The following is a 12,968-nucleotide window of genomic DNA, read 5'->3' on the forward strand; positions in this document are numbered from 1 at the left end:
TAAAGGCAGCCTGAAAACGAGTTTGACCGTTTTCAGGCTGCCTTTATGTCACATCCGCGCCAACGCAGCCTGAAAACGCGCACGCTGCTATAATGAACGCTTACCGTTTCAAAAAACCATTGTCAGCAGGAACCGCAATGTCTCCCCAAATCCGTCTTGCCGCCTTAGCCGCGCTCACCCTACTCCTAACCGCCTGCCCCACCACCATGCCGAGCCGGCAAGGGCAAAGCAGCCACACACACAACCACATCCCCGCACCCTACAACCCCAATCTCAGCGCAGGCACAGCCGTATCACGCGGCACCACCCTGCAACCCACAGGCAGCAGCACAACCTACCGCGCCGTCTCGTTCCAAGAGCTGCCGCAATGGAACGAGCAAAGTTTCGGCGAAAGCCTCGCCGCTTTCCAAAAAAGCTGCCTGAAACTCGCCAACCAAGCCAAATGGCAATACACCTGCGCCCGCGCCAACCAAACCGCCCGCAACACCGCTGCCGCCAAAGCCTTTTTTGAACAAAACTTCACCCCGTGGCAAGTGAGCGAAAGAGGGCAAGCCAGCGGCAAAATTACAGGCTACTACGAGCCCGTGCTACACGGCGACACCCGCAACACCAGCACCGCCCGCTTTCCCATCTACGGCATCCCCAGCGATTTCGTCTCCATCCCCCTTCCCGCTAACCTACGCAACAGCAAAGCCAGCGTGCGCGTTGCCCCCACAGGCAACAACCGCGGCGCGATTCAAAGCAACGGCGCATACATCGCCAACCTCGCCCAGTTCCCCATCACCGCGCGCACCACCGCGCTCAAAGGACGGTTTGTCGGCAACCAATTTGTCCCCTATTTCACCCGCGCCCAAATCAACGCAGGCGCGCTCAACGGACGCGCGCCCATCTTGGGCTACGCCAACGACCCTGTGGAACTGTTTTTCATGCACATCCAAGGCTCGGGCAGGCTGCGCACGCCCGCAGGCAATTTTGTGCGCCTCGGCTTTGCCGATAAAAACGAATACCCCTATGTTTCCATCGGTCAATATATGTCCACCCGCGGCTATTTGCCGCTGGCGCAAACCTCCATGCAAAACATCAAATCATGGATGGGCAGAAACCCAAACCGCCTCGCCGAAGTGCTCGGGCAAAACCCCAGCTATGTGTTTTTTAAAGTGCTGGACGGCTCGTCCGACCAAGGGCCTGTGGGCGCGTTGGGCGTGCCGCTTACCGGCGGCTATTCGGGCGCGGTGGACAAACACCACATCACGCTCGGCGCGCCGCTTTTCTTGGCGACTTCGCATCCTGCCAACGCCAACGCCGGCCTAAACCGTCTGATTGTCGCCCAAGACACAGGCAGCGCGATTAAAGGCGCGGTGCGCGTGGATTATTTTTGGGGCTACGGCGACGAAGCGGGGCAGCTGGCAGGGCGGCACAACGCCACGGGTTATGTGTGGCAACTGCTGCCGCTGGGCGTGTTGCCGACTTACCAGCCGTAAACCAAACTATCGCCGCACAATTTTCGGGCTGCCTCATACGATTGCGTAAGGCAGCCTGAAAACGTGTTGGGCATAGCGGGCAGGATGATTTTCAGGCTGCCTTTGTTGAACATGCAAAGGCAGCCTGAAAACATGGGGCGCGGGCAAAGCAAACCGCATCGCGGCTTAAACGGGCGAGCAAAAAATTCAGGCTGCCTAAAACGCGATAACACGTTCTAGGCAGCCTGAAAACCGATACGGCTAATTAATGCCACTTATGCACTTGGCTGCCAATCACGCCGCCCAATGCCGCGCCGCCCAAAGTGGAGCCGGTGTCGCCGCCGATGAGCGAGCCTGCCGCGCCGCCGATTACCGCGCCGGCGGCGGTGTTGCGTTGCTGCGTCGTCATGCTGTTGCACGCGCTTAAACCCACAGCCAAAGAGGCAACAAACAGAATATTCAAAACAGATTTTTTCATGATTTTGTCCTTTCACAAGGTGTTTATGCGGCGCGAATGCAACCGCATCGCAGCCATCTTATAGGCAACCCGAGTATTTGGCAACGGCGAACCCGCGCTTTTGCGGTAACTTAAAAAACGTTGCGCTTGCTTAAAGATTGGTTAAGCCGCCTTAACCCGATTGGCGCGCGGCAAACAAGCGCCGCCGCAGAGGCAGCCTGAAAATGCAGTTGGTTAAACGCGATGATACGGCGTTGCCGCCTTGTCTCAATTTTCATCAGCCATACACTCCTTAACGCTTCTTAAAACATCTTATCCGTTTCTTGCCAATTGCCACCCCGCCCCCTATACTGCCCCGCACAACCACGCGCAACAACATTCTGTTTTCTTCGCATTATCAACCGCTAACCCAAAGAGGCCCGCATGGAAAAAAACACCAGCCACGCCAAAGTTCACCCCCCGGCGGAACACAAAACCGATTTCATCCACGACGACACGCAGCAAAACCTGCCCGAAAACCTATCGCTCAAAAGCGCGCAGCCCACGGCAACCAGTTGGCGCGGCGTGCTGTTTACGCTGATGGCGGCGGCGATAAGTTTTGCGGCATATTGCCTCCTGCCCTACGACAACAACGCCAACAAAGGTTTGGCGATTTTGTTATTCGTGGGCCTGCTGTGGCTCACCGAAGCGGTGCACATCACGATTACCGCGCTGCTGGTGCCCGTGCTCGCGGTGGTGTTCAAAATCCCCAACATGAACACCGGCGCGGCGCTCGCAGGCTTTGCCGACCCTGTGATTTTTGTTTTTTTCGGCGGCTTTGCCCTTGCCAGCGCGTTGCACATCCAGCGGCTGGATAGAAAAATCGCCTTGCAGGTCATCGCCTTGTCGCGCGGTAGCCTGTTTACCGCGGTGATGCTGATTTTTGCCGTAACCGCGTTTCTTTCCATGTGGATCAGCAACACCGCCACCGCCGCCATGATGCTGCCGCTCGCCATGGGGCTGATGTCGCATCTGGACCCCGAAAAAGACCGCCGCACGTTTGCCTTTGTGTTGCTGGGCATCGCTTATTGCGCGGGCATCGGCGGCATGGGCACTTTGGTGGGGTCGCCGCCCAACGCCATCGCCGCCAAAGCCTTGGGGCTGGATTTCACCGGCTGGATGGGCTACGGCTTGCCGATTATGCTGGTGTTGCTGCCCATGATGCTGGTTTCGCTGTTTGTGGTGTTGCGCCCGCAATTTTCTGCCGGCACGGTGCAGGCACAAACCGAAGACATCCCGTGGAATCTGCACCGCGTGCTCACCGTGCTGATTGCGGTGGGCACGGCGTTGGCGTGGATGCTGAGCGGTAAAATCGGCAAGGCAACGGGCATCGCTTCGATTGACAGCATCATCGCGCTGATTGCCGCCGCGCTGGTGGTGGTATTTGGTACGGTGGGCTGGCGCGAAGTGGCGCGCAACACCGACTTGGGCGTGTTGTTTTTGTTTGGCGGCGGCATTGCATTGAGCAGCATGATGAACCATTCGGGCGCGTCTGCCGCGCTGGGCAACGAAGTCGCCCGTTTGCTCAGCGGCGCGCCGCACGGCGTGGTGATTGTTGCCGTTACCACCTTCATCATCCTGCTCACCAATTTCACCAGCAACACCGCCTCTGCCGCGCTGCTGGTGCCGATGTTTGCCAGCATTGCCGCGCAAATGGGGCTGCCCGAGCGCGTGTTGGCGCTGGTGATTGGTATCGGCGCGTCGTGCGCGTTTATGCTGCCGGTTGGCACGCCGCCCAACGCGATTGTGTTTGCCACGGGCAAAATCCGTCAGCGTGATATGGTGGGCGCGGGTTTTATGCTGAGCGTGCTGAGCATCGCCGCGATTTCGGTGTGGGCGTATTGCTTTTTGATGTAAGACCTGTGGTTTTAGCTTCGCTGAAACTCACTTCGTTCGTTTTCAGGCTGCCTATTTGTGCCCGCCCGGTAAGGCAGCCTGAAAAGCTATAATCCTCCTTTTTATCACCGTTTCATTTGTAGCCATGATTACCGTAAACTGCCCCACCTGCCACGCGCCCGTTCAATGGCAGCCTGAAAACGCATACCGCCCCTTTTGCAGCGAACGCTGCAAGCTGATTGACCTGGGCGCATGGGCGGACGAACAACACGCCTTGCCCGCGCTGCCCGAAACGCCCGAAGAATGGGATGCCTTGCACCATGACTGATTACATCGTGCTGCCCGGTCATGCGGGCGTGGACGAAGCGGGGCGCGGCTGCTTGGTGGGCAGCGTGTTTGCCGCCGCCGTGATGCTGCCCGCGCATTATGACTTGCCCGGCTTAACCGATTCCAAAAAACTCAGCGAAGCCAAGCGCGACGCGCTGGCGGCGCAAATCAAACGGCAGGCAACCGCATGGGCGGTGGCATCCGCCAACCCTGCCGAAATCCAACGGCTGAATATTTTGCACGCCACCATGCTTGCCATGCGCCGCGCCGTTGCCGCGCTGCCGAGGCAGCCTGAAAAAGTGTGGATAGACGGCAACCGCGTGCCGCCCGATTTGGCGGTGCCCGCCGAAGCGGTGGTGAAAGGCGATGCCAAAATCGCCGCCGTTTCCGCCGCGTCGATTCTCGCCAAAACCGCGCGCGATGCCGAAATGTATGCCCTGCACGAGCGGCATCCCGAATACGGCTTCGCGCAACACAAGGGCTACGGCACGGCAGCGCATCTGGTGGCGCTGCAACGCTATGGCGCATTGCCTGAGCATCGCGCGGATTTTGCGCCGGTGAAGCAGATTTTGGCGCAAGGGCGGCTGTTTGGCTGACGGCTGAACCATCAGGCAAAAGCAGCCTGAAACCGAGGGATACACGGTTTCAGGCTGCCTTTTGTCTGCCCGAGCTTGCCTGTTTGGGCTGCGCCGAAACCCGCTGCGCCCGTTTGGGCTTCGTTGCGGCCTGCGGTTTTCAGGCTGCCCTGACGCGCGGGCGCAATGCGGGTAAAATCTGCGTTTTCCAACCCGCCATAAAGGAAGCATCATGTCCAAACTGACCCCCCGCGAAATTCTCACCGCCAGCCCCGTTGTGCCCGTGATGGCGATTGACGATTTGTCCACCGCCGTTGATTTGGCGCACGCCTTGGTGGCAGGCGGCATCCGCACGCTGGAAATCACGCTGCGCACGCCCGCGGGCTTGGATGCCATCCGCCTGATTAAAAAGGAAGTGAAGGGCGCGATTGTGGGCGCGGGCACAGTCATCAACGAAAAACAACTGAAAGCCGTTGCCGATGCGGGAGCGGCGTTCGCCATCAGCCCCGGTTTGCACAAAGCGCTCGCCAAAGCCGGCGACAAGGCGAACATTCCGCTCATCCCCGGGGTTGCCACGCCTAGCGAAGTGCAGCTGGCGTTGGAATACGGCATGGAAACGCTCAAACTGTTCCCCGCCGAAGTGGTGGGCGGCACAGCCATGCTCAAAGCCCTGTATGGCCCGTATGCTAACGTGCGCTTCTGCCCCACGGGCGGCATCACGCTGCAATCCGCGCCCGAATATTTGGCGCTGCCCAACGTGTTGTGCGTGGGCGGCTCGTGGCTCACGCCCAAAGAAGCGGTGAAAAACAAAGATTGGGACGCAATTGTGCGCTTGGCAAAAGAAGCCGCGGCGTTGAAAGCATAACGGCAGCCTGAAAACCCCAACCGTTTGATGTTTCGCCAAACGGTTTTCTGTTAGGCGCGGTTGGTTAAAATGAAATTCGGTTTTCAGGCTGCCCTATCCGCCGACAAAGGCAGCCTGAAACGCAAAAACCCGCTAAAATCCGCCTTATTTTTCGCACAAACCCTACCATGCAAACCTTATCCATCCTCGGCAGCACAGGCAGCATCGGCGTTTCCACGCTGGATGTGGTCGCCCGCCATCCCGACCGATTCCAAATCTTCGCCCTCGCCGGGCACACCCAAACCGCCAAGCTCGCCGAGCAATGCCGCCAATTTAAGCCGCGCTACGCCGTGGTTGCCGATGAAGCGCACGCCGCCGCACTGCGCCAACAATTAGGCAGCCTGAAAACCAAAATCAACACCGAAGTCCTGCACGGCAAACAAGCCCTGATTGACATCGCCGCCGCAAGCGAAGTCAGCGGCGTGATGTGCGCGATTGTGGGCGCGGCAGGGCTGCCCTCGGCGCTGGCCGCCGCCGCGCACGGCAAAACCATCTATCTGGCGAACAAAGAAACGCTGGTGGTGGCGGGCAGCCTGTTTATGGAAACCGCCCGCCAAAACGGCGCCGCCATCCTGCCTATCGACAGCGAACACAACGCCATCTTCCAAGTGCTGCCGCGCGACTATTCGGGCAGCCTGAACGCGCACGGTATCGCCTCCATCATCCTCACCGCCAGCGGCGGCTCGTTTTTGCACACCGATTTAACCGACTTCCCCGCCATCACGCCCGCGCAAGCGGTCAAACACCCCAATTGGTCGATGGGGCAGAAAATCTCGGTGGATTCCTCCACCATGATGAACAAAGGCTTGGAGCTGATTGAAGCGCGCTGGCTGTTCAACTGCCCGCCCGAGAGGCTGGAAGTGGTCATCCACCCGCAATCGGTGGTGCACAGCATGGTGCGCTATGCCGACGGCAGCGTGCTCGCCCAGCTGGGCACACCCGATATGCGCATCCCCATCGCAAACTGCCTCGGGCTGCCGCAGCGCATCGCATCGGGCGCCGCCGCGCTGGATTTCAGCCGACTTGCCGCGCTCACCTTCCAGCCGCCCGATTTCCAACGCTTCCCCTGCCTGAAACTCGCCTACGACGCGCTCGCCATCGGCGGCGGCGCCCCCTGCGTGCTCAACGCCGCCAACGAAATCGCCGTTGCCGCCTTTTTGCGCGGGCAAATCCTGTTCACCGACATCGCCCGCGTGGTGGAACACAGCCTCGCGCAGCACAGCCGTTCAGGCAGCCTGAAAACGCAAACCCTGGCAGACTTGCTTGCCTTGGATAACGAAGTGCGCCACACGGCGGCAGAATTCATCCAATCGGGCAGCCTGAAAGCGGGTTTGTGAGCTTCTGCGAAGCTAAAACCGCCTAGCGCAATCCGCCCAATACAAAAAGATACTGTATTTCACGTCAAGGCTAAAATGCAAAAATTGTTGATTTGCGTCAAGTTTTGTTAATGTTTTGCCAGTGCATGGCGTTGCGCCACCATACCCACGCTTTTTGCTGGGCTTTGAATTGGCTTTGCTAGTTGGTTTGCCGTTTTGCGGGGGCTAGCCCCCACACCCCCAGTCTAACTTGCGACGCCGCGCGGGCAGGCGGGCGGGGCGTTGCCCCTTTCACCTGCCCTTTCGGCATAGTGTGGGGTCGCTTCCAAACAGTAAAGGGGGTATTCATAAAGGCTTCGCCTTTACAAAGCTTCCCCCTTGACTGTTTTCCAGCTCTGCTCTGCCCTAACATGCCGTTTCTCATCAAACAGCTCATTGTGTTTGATGCAGTAGTAAGCGTATTTGACCAGCTTAACCATCATCAGCACATAGACTTGTTTTACAGGCTTTGTCTTTACTTTTTCGTCAAACCAGCCGCGCCATAGCTTGCTTCTTGTACAAGCTACCCTTGCGGGGGTGTAAAGGGCTTTGCGGATTGACCTATCGCCCATCTTAGATAGCTTTGCAATTCCTTTGTGTTTGCCTGATTGTCGCACTACGGGCGATAAACCTAGCCAACTGATTAGCTTTTTGGCGGTAGAAAATTTGTCTATATCCACCAGCACGGACAGCAGGATTTGGGCAGTGGTTTGCCCGATGCCGACGATGCTCGTTAGGATTTGTTGTTGCTTCTGTAAGGTTTTGTCTTGCTTTATCAGGTTTGCAACGCTTGCTCGGCAGCTATTTAATTCTTGTTCCAGCCATTCAATAGCCCGCTTAATCGACTCTTGGCTAAATTCGTCTGCTACGTGGGCGCGGTTCTTTTCCATGGTAAGCAGTTGGTTGATTTGCTCTGCTCTGCGACATAGGCTTTTTAGTTGGGCTTTGGTTTTACTTTGAGGTTGCCATAGGTTAGGGCATTCTGTTTGGCAGTATTGTGCGATTAACTTTGCATCTTGTTTGTCGGTTTTGATGCGTTTGAGTTTGAGTGCTGCGTAAGATTTTATGATGCTGGGATTGACTACGCTTATAGCAATTTGGCTTTGGTGTAGATGGATGGCGACGGCGATATAGTACACGTTGGTTGCTTCGCAGCAGACGTGTACTCTATTCAGTTCTACTTGCTGCTCAATCAACCAGTTTTGCAGCTCTGCAAAACCTGTTTCGTTGTTGTCTATGATTTTGTGCATTGGTGGGGCTTCATTCCTTAATAAAGCACAGTCTATTTTGTCTTTTGAGATGTCTAGACCTAAATAGCTGTGATACTTTGCTTGGCTGTTTCCTTGTGTGTGATTCATAATCAAACCTTATGAATGCGGGCTTTTGACCAAGATACTGTGATGATTGCGCTCAAAGAGATAACCGCATGAACCAATCTTTTTGAATGCTTGCAAAACAAGGCAGCTATACGGTGGTTTCATGCGGTTAGGAAGTTTATTGGATAACGGCAAGTTTGTCAGAACGTCCTGCGGTTAAACTGGGTAGCGGTTTGCCATCCAACTCCAAGATTTGATTACTGGACACATTTTCAGGCTGTCCTATGCTTTGGCTTTGCGCTGTGTCTTGGGCATATGTACTTTGTGGCTCTCTGAATGGGTCAAATGGCAAACCGTTTTCTACATAGTCTAAACACACTTCTTGGCTAATTTCTTTTAGCTTGGTTGCTTGGTCGGAATAGCAAGTACAGCCTGATTTGCCGCCTTTGATACACGCGGCGATGCGCTCATATTGTTTGACTTGGCGGACGCTGTTGTAAAGCGGTTTGGATTCGGGGCGCTCTGCCAAAGTGGGAATAAACATATCTGGATTTAAATCTGCACCTTGATTAACTTGTGGGATAGCGTTTTGTTTTAGATTCTCTATGTTGCCTGTAAGTGTGGCGGGGCTGGATGCGCTTGGATTATCGCTGCTCTCGACTGCCATGCCCGCTTTGACCTTATAGCCTTGATACATCCGATAGCCCATCCAACCGACTAAACCAAAGATAAACGGGATAAAAATCAGCATGGCAATAATCACATAATACCAGCGCGATTTAACATGACCGTGCCCTGTATGGGCTTCTGCTGATTTGTAATACTGAAAGACCTCTTCACGGATTTTATGGCTGCTGGATAGGGCATTTCTTGCTTGAGCAGTGGGATTTAGGGCTACTTCATTCCATTCTAAGCGCGTCAATCCGCCCATTTTGTTAGCGGCGATATGGATATGTTTACCGACTACTTCACGCAAGTTGATGTCTATGATTTTGGGTGATTGGGTAATTAGGATTAAATCAATCGCCGAATGTCCGTGTACATTCAACCATGCGACTTTATCGGGCATCTTGCTACCGGGTGAACGAGCGGGAAACAGATTTTGCACTTCGTCGTAAACGACAACAGAACCAACATTCTCTTTCCATTGCAGCCATACATTTAAATCTTCCCAGCTATGTCCCTCGGGTGGTTTGTGGTGTGGTATTTCTAGCCCATTGATATTGCTAAATAGTTTACGACCTTTGTAATAATCATCAAACATCAGCATTTCTACAACAAAGGCTGTTTTGCCAATTCTTGGTTTACCTGTTACCAGAACAATTTGTGCCATTGCCTTTCCTTTATTGCTTCACTAGCCTTTTTTGCCTGTCGGCATCAATTTGGTTAATGTTTTGAACGTCAAAATAAAGGTTAAGCAGCCTAGAAAAATATTCAGAACCGTGCCACCACCTGAAATATAAAAGAGTTGCAATAGACCAGCAGGAACGCCTTGTACGGATGCTGCGATGCGCTCCTTAAAGCCTGAAATCAATGCTTCCAAGCCTACATAAGTTACAGCGGATAAGCCGAACGCCGTCATAATTCTGCCTGCGAGCGTGCCTAAACCATTTAATAACATGGGTATTAAAGCAGCTAGAAATTTCATGTTTTCCCTTATTCACGAATCGTGCGAGCACAAAAAAACGCAGCAACGAGCCAAGCAAACGCAATAATCATTGGACGCAGCATGCTGGCTAAATCACATGCGGGTTGTAGGCTAAATCCAAAGGTTGAACCGAATGCTTGAAATTGCACAGGAACAGGACACACGCCATCCGTTGGGAAGACGTTGTCGGGTGTGAATTTAAGCGAGACTTCCTCTTTTGGAATATCAAAATCGGTATCTGTTGTTTCAGGTTTATCAGGGACGGTATCACACGCGAGAATGTCGGGATGCTCTTTGCACAAGTCTATCGGTGCGGGCTGGGATGCGGGTTGTGTCTTTTTGTCGGGGTTGTCGGTTTTTTTGTCGGGGACGGCGTTGGGGTCTAGCTTGGGCGCTTGTGGGCTGTCAGGGGTTAAGTCGGGACGGTCTGTTATCACTTCTTTAACTGAACCGTCGCTGTTAAACGTCCACTTGCTTTGCTTGGCTTTGCCGTCGGCAGGGTCGGTGTAGGGGCGGGATTGGGCGATTGTGCCATCTGTAATGAGTATTTTTGGTTCGCCATCTGGTTGTACTTCAGAAGTTTTTACCCACTCATCTGGGGATTCAGCCGCTTCTGGCGTGCCTTCTTCTATAAATTCGTCTAGCGTCATGGGGACGTAATCAACGTATTTAAAAATGACTACGCCATAATCATAGGTCATCCTGTTATATTCAGGAGCAGAAAAACAATGACCACCCCAACCGACATAATCAAAATGGTGAGTTTTACCATCCTCGACAAATGTTTTAGATTGGCAATAGGCTTTGGCTACTGCACTAGCGGATTCAATTCCTTTGGCATAGTCCAGTACTTCGCATTCGTTGTTTAAATTGTATTTACATAGGTTTTCTACTTCGAGAGATGTCTTGTTAGAGCCACTTACAACAGTATGTGAATTTTTAGTAGCGATTACAATGTAGGTGTTGTCGTCGGCTTCGCGGACGAAGTCTTTGCGTTCGTCGTTCCATGAGAATTTGGAGCCAGAAATTGCACTAGAAACAAGTTGCCAAACTAGGAATTGCCAACCTGTTCTTAAAGTAAGGCTACCTAATGCTTTTCCACCTTTTAAAATCGCTGGTCCCGCTGCCCGAGCCTTTTGTAATAAACTCGCAAATACTTTTCTTTTATCAACTGATGCTCTTACCGATGCTGGAATCGTACTTGCGGATTGTGCTCCGTTACTGCCAACTACTGTTGAAGGAAGTGTTGCGCTGCCCTCAAACGAACTTCCTCTTAATTTGTGAGCAAGTCCGCTTATATCGCGTGTTCTGTCGTATTCAACAGTATATTTACCATCTCTAACAACGGTTCTTAACCCATTTTGGTTAAAACCGCTATCAGCAAGAGCGATGCAAGGGATAAGGGTACAGACTAGAAATAGTTTTTTCATTCTCTACGGATTAACTCTTTTTCCCTTTCCTGCTCACGCTGCTTTTTCATAAATTCCGCAAATTCTATTTGTTCGGAAGTAGGTGGATTTGTTGGCGGCGGAGTGGGATTAGGGGCATTGTCAAAAAACATATCGTCATCACTATTATCAGAATATGTTTCAGATTTTTTATCTTTCATATCTAAAATAGCATATAAAGAACCACATAAAATAAATAAAAAAATACTTAAAAACTTTCCAAACCCTGTTAAGCCCTGATATTTATTCATCCAAACATGGATAATGGCAGCCCCAACGGCTAATAATGTCCCTTTCAACATTTCAAACCCTTTCATAATGAAAGGTTTGAATGTAGCACGCTCATTGCGCTTTTGCTAGATGAATAGCTTCAATATCAGCATTAGGGCAAAAAAACTGTATAGCGTCCATATGTCAATCATGGGGTTTCTCGTCTTGTTCACTCATGCTGCGGATTAGGCTGTATATTTGTCTGAATAGGAATATCAGGGATACGATGCCAATAATGGGGGCGGCGAGTTCTGCGCCCAGTTGTATTTGTTCTTCTAGGCTGCATTCGGGAAAGCTGAGTTGGATTTTTTGACCGTTTAAGTACCAATCTTTCCCTTGTTTTACTGGACGAATCATTAAGCCTTCTGCGGTTATGGTTGGGGGCTGCTGACTGAGTAGATAGTCATGCGCTGCTTCGCTGTTGACAAAGCATTGGTAGCCGATTCTGTAACCCATTCAGTACCCCCTTTGGTTTATTTCGCAGTTTTGGTCATACCAGCTGCCAAGCGAAAGCCTTGAATCAAGACGATTACGGACAATACGGCTGTACCGATTGCAGTAATCATCACGGCAAACTTGGCAATTTCGGTTGCTGCTGCTGTACCGATTGATGCAATATCTGCACCGCCATCAGCAAGAGCGAGCATCGGGGTTGCCATTGCTGCTGCGAATAAGGCACGTTTATTTGCGATTGCGCCTTTGGCTTTTTGAATAAGGTTCATGATGTGAACTCCTTAAAAGTTGATAAAAGGCTTTTATTTTTCAGGCAGCCTGAAACCTGATTACTTCATCCGCGCTTATTAGCCGTATAGGTAATAGGCGGATGTAAATAATCCTATAAGGCAGATGACTAGTGCGACAACGCAGAACTTAAACCAAAATGGGATGGGTTGTTTCATGCTCATAATGTTTCCTTTGCCTTTCATATTGTTTGGGGGCGGTTAGTTGGGCTTTTATCCGCGCGACCGCCCGACACGCGGCAAGGTTTTGGGTTGTTTAGCCTTTGGCTTTGTCTTGGCTAGTTGCTGATTGCCCCAGCACTTCTAGCTTGGTTACTAGGTTGATCATGCCGTTACCTTTTTTAACGGGCATGAACTCCACTTCTACTTGACAGGGGAGTTTGCCGCGTAAGTGGGCTAATTTGATGTGGTCGGCTTCTGTGCCGTATTCCAGCTCTAAGACATCTACGCCAAACTCTTTTTGCTGTTGCTCGTAAACGGGAATTTCTACGTAAACGCGGGTGTAGTCGTATTCTTGTCCTGAACCTTCTACTGTGCCTTTGTTCCATTTGACTTTACGAAGTTGTGCTTTCATGTTTTGCCCTTTCTTGGCG

General features: G+C 52.5%; 17 protein-coding genes. 6 read left to right on the plus strand and 11 right to left on the minus strand.

All coding sequences use genetic code 11. From position 1 onward, the window contains the following. Positions 1–137: 137 nt before the first annotated feature. Positions 138–1,481 (plus strand): murein transglycosylase A, encoded by a 1,344-nt coding sequence (mltA, locus tag JDW22_RS07420; RefSeq protein ID WP_200522496.1) that lies wholly within the window; start codon positions 138–140, stop codon positions 1,479–1,481. On the opposite strand, the gene JDW22_RS07425 is transcribed toward mltA, so the two are convergent. Continuing rightward, positions 1,469–1,693, minus strand: a complete 225-nt coding sequence (locus JDW22_RS07425; protein WP_200522497.1) for a hypothetical protein — start codon at positions 1,691–1,693, stop codon at positions 1,469–1,471. The two genes, mltA and JDW22_RS07425, sit on opposite strands and share 13 nt — an antisense overlap. Positions 1,694–1,725: 32 nt before the next feature. Then, on the minus strand, positions 1,726–1,938 hold the full coding sequence (locus JDW22_RS07430; RefSeq protein ID WP_003798345.1) for a glycine zipper 2TM domain-containing protein: 213 nt from the start codon (positions 1,936–1,938) through the stop codon (positions 1,726–1,728). Between the two features lie 402 nt (positions 1,939–2,340). On the opposite strand from JDW22_RS07430, the gene JDW22_RS07435 reads away from it, so the two are divergent. From JDW22_RS07435 to rnhB, 3 genes are all read left to right on the plus strand, one after another. Beyond that, positions 2,341–3,813: an SLC13 family permease gene (locus tag JDW22_RS07435; protein WP_235964987.1), complete on the plus strand. Its 1,473-nt coding sequence runs from the start codon at positions 2,341–2,343 to the stop codon at positions 3,811–3,813. Positions 3,814–3,916: 103 nt separating this feature from the next. Then, positions 3,917–4,120 (plus strand): DNA gyrase inhibitor YacG, encoded by a 204-nt coding sequence (yacG, locus tag JDW22_RS07440; RefSeq protein ID WP_390882772.1) that lies wholly within the window; start codon positions 3,917–3,919, stop codon positions 4,118–4,120. Further along, the gene (gene rnhB / locus JDW22_RS07445; RefSeq protein ID WP_200522499.1) at positions 4,113–4,715 is read left to right on the plus strand and encodes a ribonuclease HII; all 603 of its coding nucleotides are present in this window, start codon (positions 4,113–4,115) and stop codon (positions 4,713–4,715) included. The genes yacG and rnhB overlap by 8 nt, the downstream gene beginning before the upstream one ends. A gap of 11 nt (positions 4,716–4,726) precedes the next feature. On the opposite strand, the gene JDW22_RS07450 is transcribed toward rnhB, so the two are convergent. Next, positions 4,727–4,906: a hypothetical protein gene (locus JDW22_RS07450; protein WP_003798353.1), complete on the minus strand. Its 180-nt coding sequence runs from the start codon at positions 4,904–4,906 to the stop codon at positions 4,727–4,729. A gap of 20 nt (positions 4,907–4,926) precedes the next feature. Between JDW22_RS07450 and JDW22_RS07455 the strand changes: the two genes are divergently transcribed. Beyond that, positions 4,927–5,559, plus strand: coding sequence for a bifunctional 4-hydroxy-2-oxoglutarate aldolase/2-dehydro-3-deoxy-phosphogluconate aldolase (locus JDW22_RS07455; protein ID WP_200522500.1), 633 nt, complete (start codon positions 4,927–4,929; stop codon positions 5,557–5,559). A gap of 167 nt (positions 5,560–5,726) precedes the next feature. After that, the gene (gene ispC, locus JDW22_RS07460; protein ID WP_200522501.1) at positions 5,727–6,935 is read left to right on the plus strand and encodes a 1-deoxy-D-xylulose-5-phosphate reductoisomerase; all 1,209 of its coding nucleotides are present in this window, start codon (positions 5,727–5,729) and stop codon (positions 6,933–6,935) included. A 341-nt stretch (positions 6,936–7,276) separates the two neighbouring features. Here the strand turns inward: ispC and JDW22_RS07465 are convergent, their stop codons facing one another. The 8 genes from JDW22_RS07465 to JDW22_RS07500 form a co-directional block, all read right to left on the minus strand. Further along, complete coding sequence (locus tag JDW22_RS07465) at positions 7,277–8,311, minus strand: IS110 family RNA-guided transposase (protein WP_200522502.1); 1,035 nt, start codon at positions 8,309–8,311, stop codon at positions 7,277–7,279. Positions 8,312–8,447: 136 nt separating this feature from the next. After that, positions 8,448–9,602 carry a zonular occludens toxin domain-containing protein gene (locus JDW22_RS07470; protein WP_200522503.1) on the minus strand — a complete coding sequence of 385 codons (1,155 nt, stop codon included), beginning with the start codon at positions 9,600–9,602 and terminating at the stop codon, positions 8,448–8,450. A gap of 21 nt (positions 9,603–9,623) precedes the next feature. After that, positions 9,624–9,917: a DUF2523 domain-containing protein gene (locus JDW22_RS07475; protein WP_200522504.1), complete on the minus strand. Its 294-nt coding sequence runs from the start codon at positions 9,915–9,917 to the stop codon at positions 9,624–9,626. 8 nt (positions 9,918–9,925) lie between these two features. Next, positions 9,926–11,347 (minus strand): IgG-binding virulence factor TspB family protein, encoded by a 1,422-nt coding sequence (locus tag JDW22_RS07480; protein ID WP_200522505.1) that lies wholly within the window; start codon positions 11,345–11,347, stop codon positions 9,926–9,928. Then, complete coding sequence (locus tag JDW22_RS07485) at positions 11,344–11,682, minus strand: hypothetical protein (RefSeq protein WP_200522506.1); 339 nt, start codon at positions 11,680–11,682, stop codon at positions 11,344–11,346. The genes JDW22_RS07480 and JDW22_RS07485 overlap by 4 nt, the downstream gene beginning before the upstream one ends. A gap of 97 nt (positions 11,683–11,779) precedes the next feature. Continuing rightward, a complete protein-coding gene (locus tag JDW22_RS07490) occupies positions 11,780–12,091 on the minus strand; it encodes a hypothetical protein (RefSeq protein WP_200522507.1) in 312 nt (103 codons plus the stop codon). Positions 12,092–12,108: 17 nt separating this feature from the next. Further along, positions 12,109–12,357 carry a hypothetical protein gene (locus tag JDW22_RS07495; RefSeq protein ID WP_200522508.1) on the minus strand — a complete coding sequence of 83 codons (249 nt, stop codon included), beginning with the start codon at positions 12,355–12,357 and terminating at the stop codon, positions 12,109–12,111. A 274-nt stretch (positions 12,358–12,631) separates the two neighbouring features. Then, positions 12,632–12,949, minus strand: coding sequence for a hypothetical protein (locus JDW22_RS07500; protein ID WP_200522509.1), 318 nt, complete (start codon positions 12,947–12,949; stop codon positions 12,632–12,634). Positions 12,950–12,968: the final 19 nt, after the last annotated feature.

The organism is Kingella bonacorsii, from assembly GCF_016623605.1.
Classification (GTDB): domain Bacteria; phylum Pseudomonadota; class Gammaproteobacteria; order Burkholderiales; family Neisseriaceae; genus Kingella_B; species Kingella_B oralis.

What these genes read in the sequence shown, in the direction of transcription:
- mltA (WP_200522496.1), top strand. Translation starts at nt 138, where the DNA reads ATGTCTCCCCAAATCCGTCTTGCCGCCTTAGCCGCGCTCACCCTACTC.
- JDW22_RS07430 (WP_003798345.1), bottom strand. Translation starts at nt 1,938, where the DNA reads ATGAAAAAATCTGTTTTGAATATTCTGTTTGTTGCCTCTTTGGCTGTG.
- JDW22_RS07435 (WP_235964987.1), top strand. Translation starts at nt 2,341, where the DNA reads ATGGAAAAAAACACCAGCCACGCCAAAGTTCACCCCCCGGCGGAACAC.
- rnhB (WP_200522499.1), top strand. Translation starts at nt 4,113, where the DNA reads ATGACTGATTACATCGTGCTGCCCGGTCATGCGGGCGTGGACGAAGCG.
- JDW22_RS07455 (WP_200522500.1), top strand. Translation starts at nt 4,927, where the DNA reads ATGTCCAAACTGACCCCCCGCGAAATTCTCACCGCCAGCCCCGTTGTG.
- ispC (WP_200522501.1), top strand. Translation starts at nt 5,727, where the DNA reads ATGCAAACCTTATCCATCCTCGGCAGCACAGGCAGCATCGGCGTTTCC.
- JDW22_RS07465 (WP_200522502.1), bottom strand. Translation starts at nt 8,311, where the DNA reads ATGAATCACACACAAGGAAACAGCCAAGCAAAGTATCACAGCTATTTA.
- JDW22_RS07470 (WP_200522503.1), bottom strand. Translation starts at nt 9,602, where the DNA reads ATGGCACAAATTGTTCTGGTAACAGGTAAACCAAGAATTGGCAAAACA.
- JDW22_RS07475 (WP_200522504.1), bottom strand. Translation starts at nt 9,917, where the DNA reads ATGAAATTTCTAGCTGCTTTAATACCCATGTTATTAAATGGTTTAGGC.
- JDW22_RS07480 (WP_200522505.1), bottom strand. Translation starts at nt 11,347, where the DNA reads ATGAAAAAACTATTTCTAGTCTGTACCCTTATCCCTTGCATCGCTCTT.
- JDW22_RS07485 (WP_200522506.1), bottom strand. Translation starts at nt 11,682, where the DNA reads ATGAAAGGGTTTGAAATGTTGAAAGGGACATTATTAGCCGTTGGGGCT.
- JDW22_RS07490 (WP_200522507.1), bottom strand. Translation starts at nt 12,091, where the DNA reads ATGGGTTACAGAATCGGCTACCAATGCTTTGTCAACAGCGAAGCAGCG.
- JDW22_RS07495 (WP_200522508.1), bottom strand. Translation starts at nt 12,357, where the DNA reads ATGAACCTTATTCAAAAAGCCAAAGGCGCAATCGCAAATAAACGTGCC.
- JDW22_RS07500 (WP_200522509.1), bottom strand. Translation starts at nt 12,949, where the DNA reads ATGAAAGCACAACTTCGTAAAGTCAAATGGAACAAAGGCACAGTAGAA.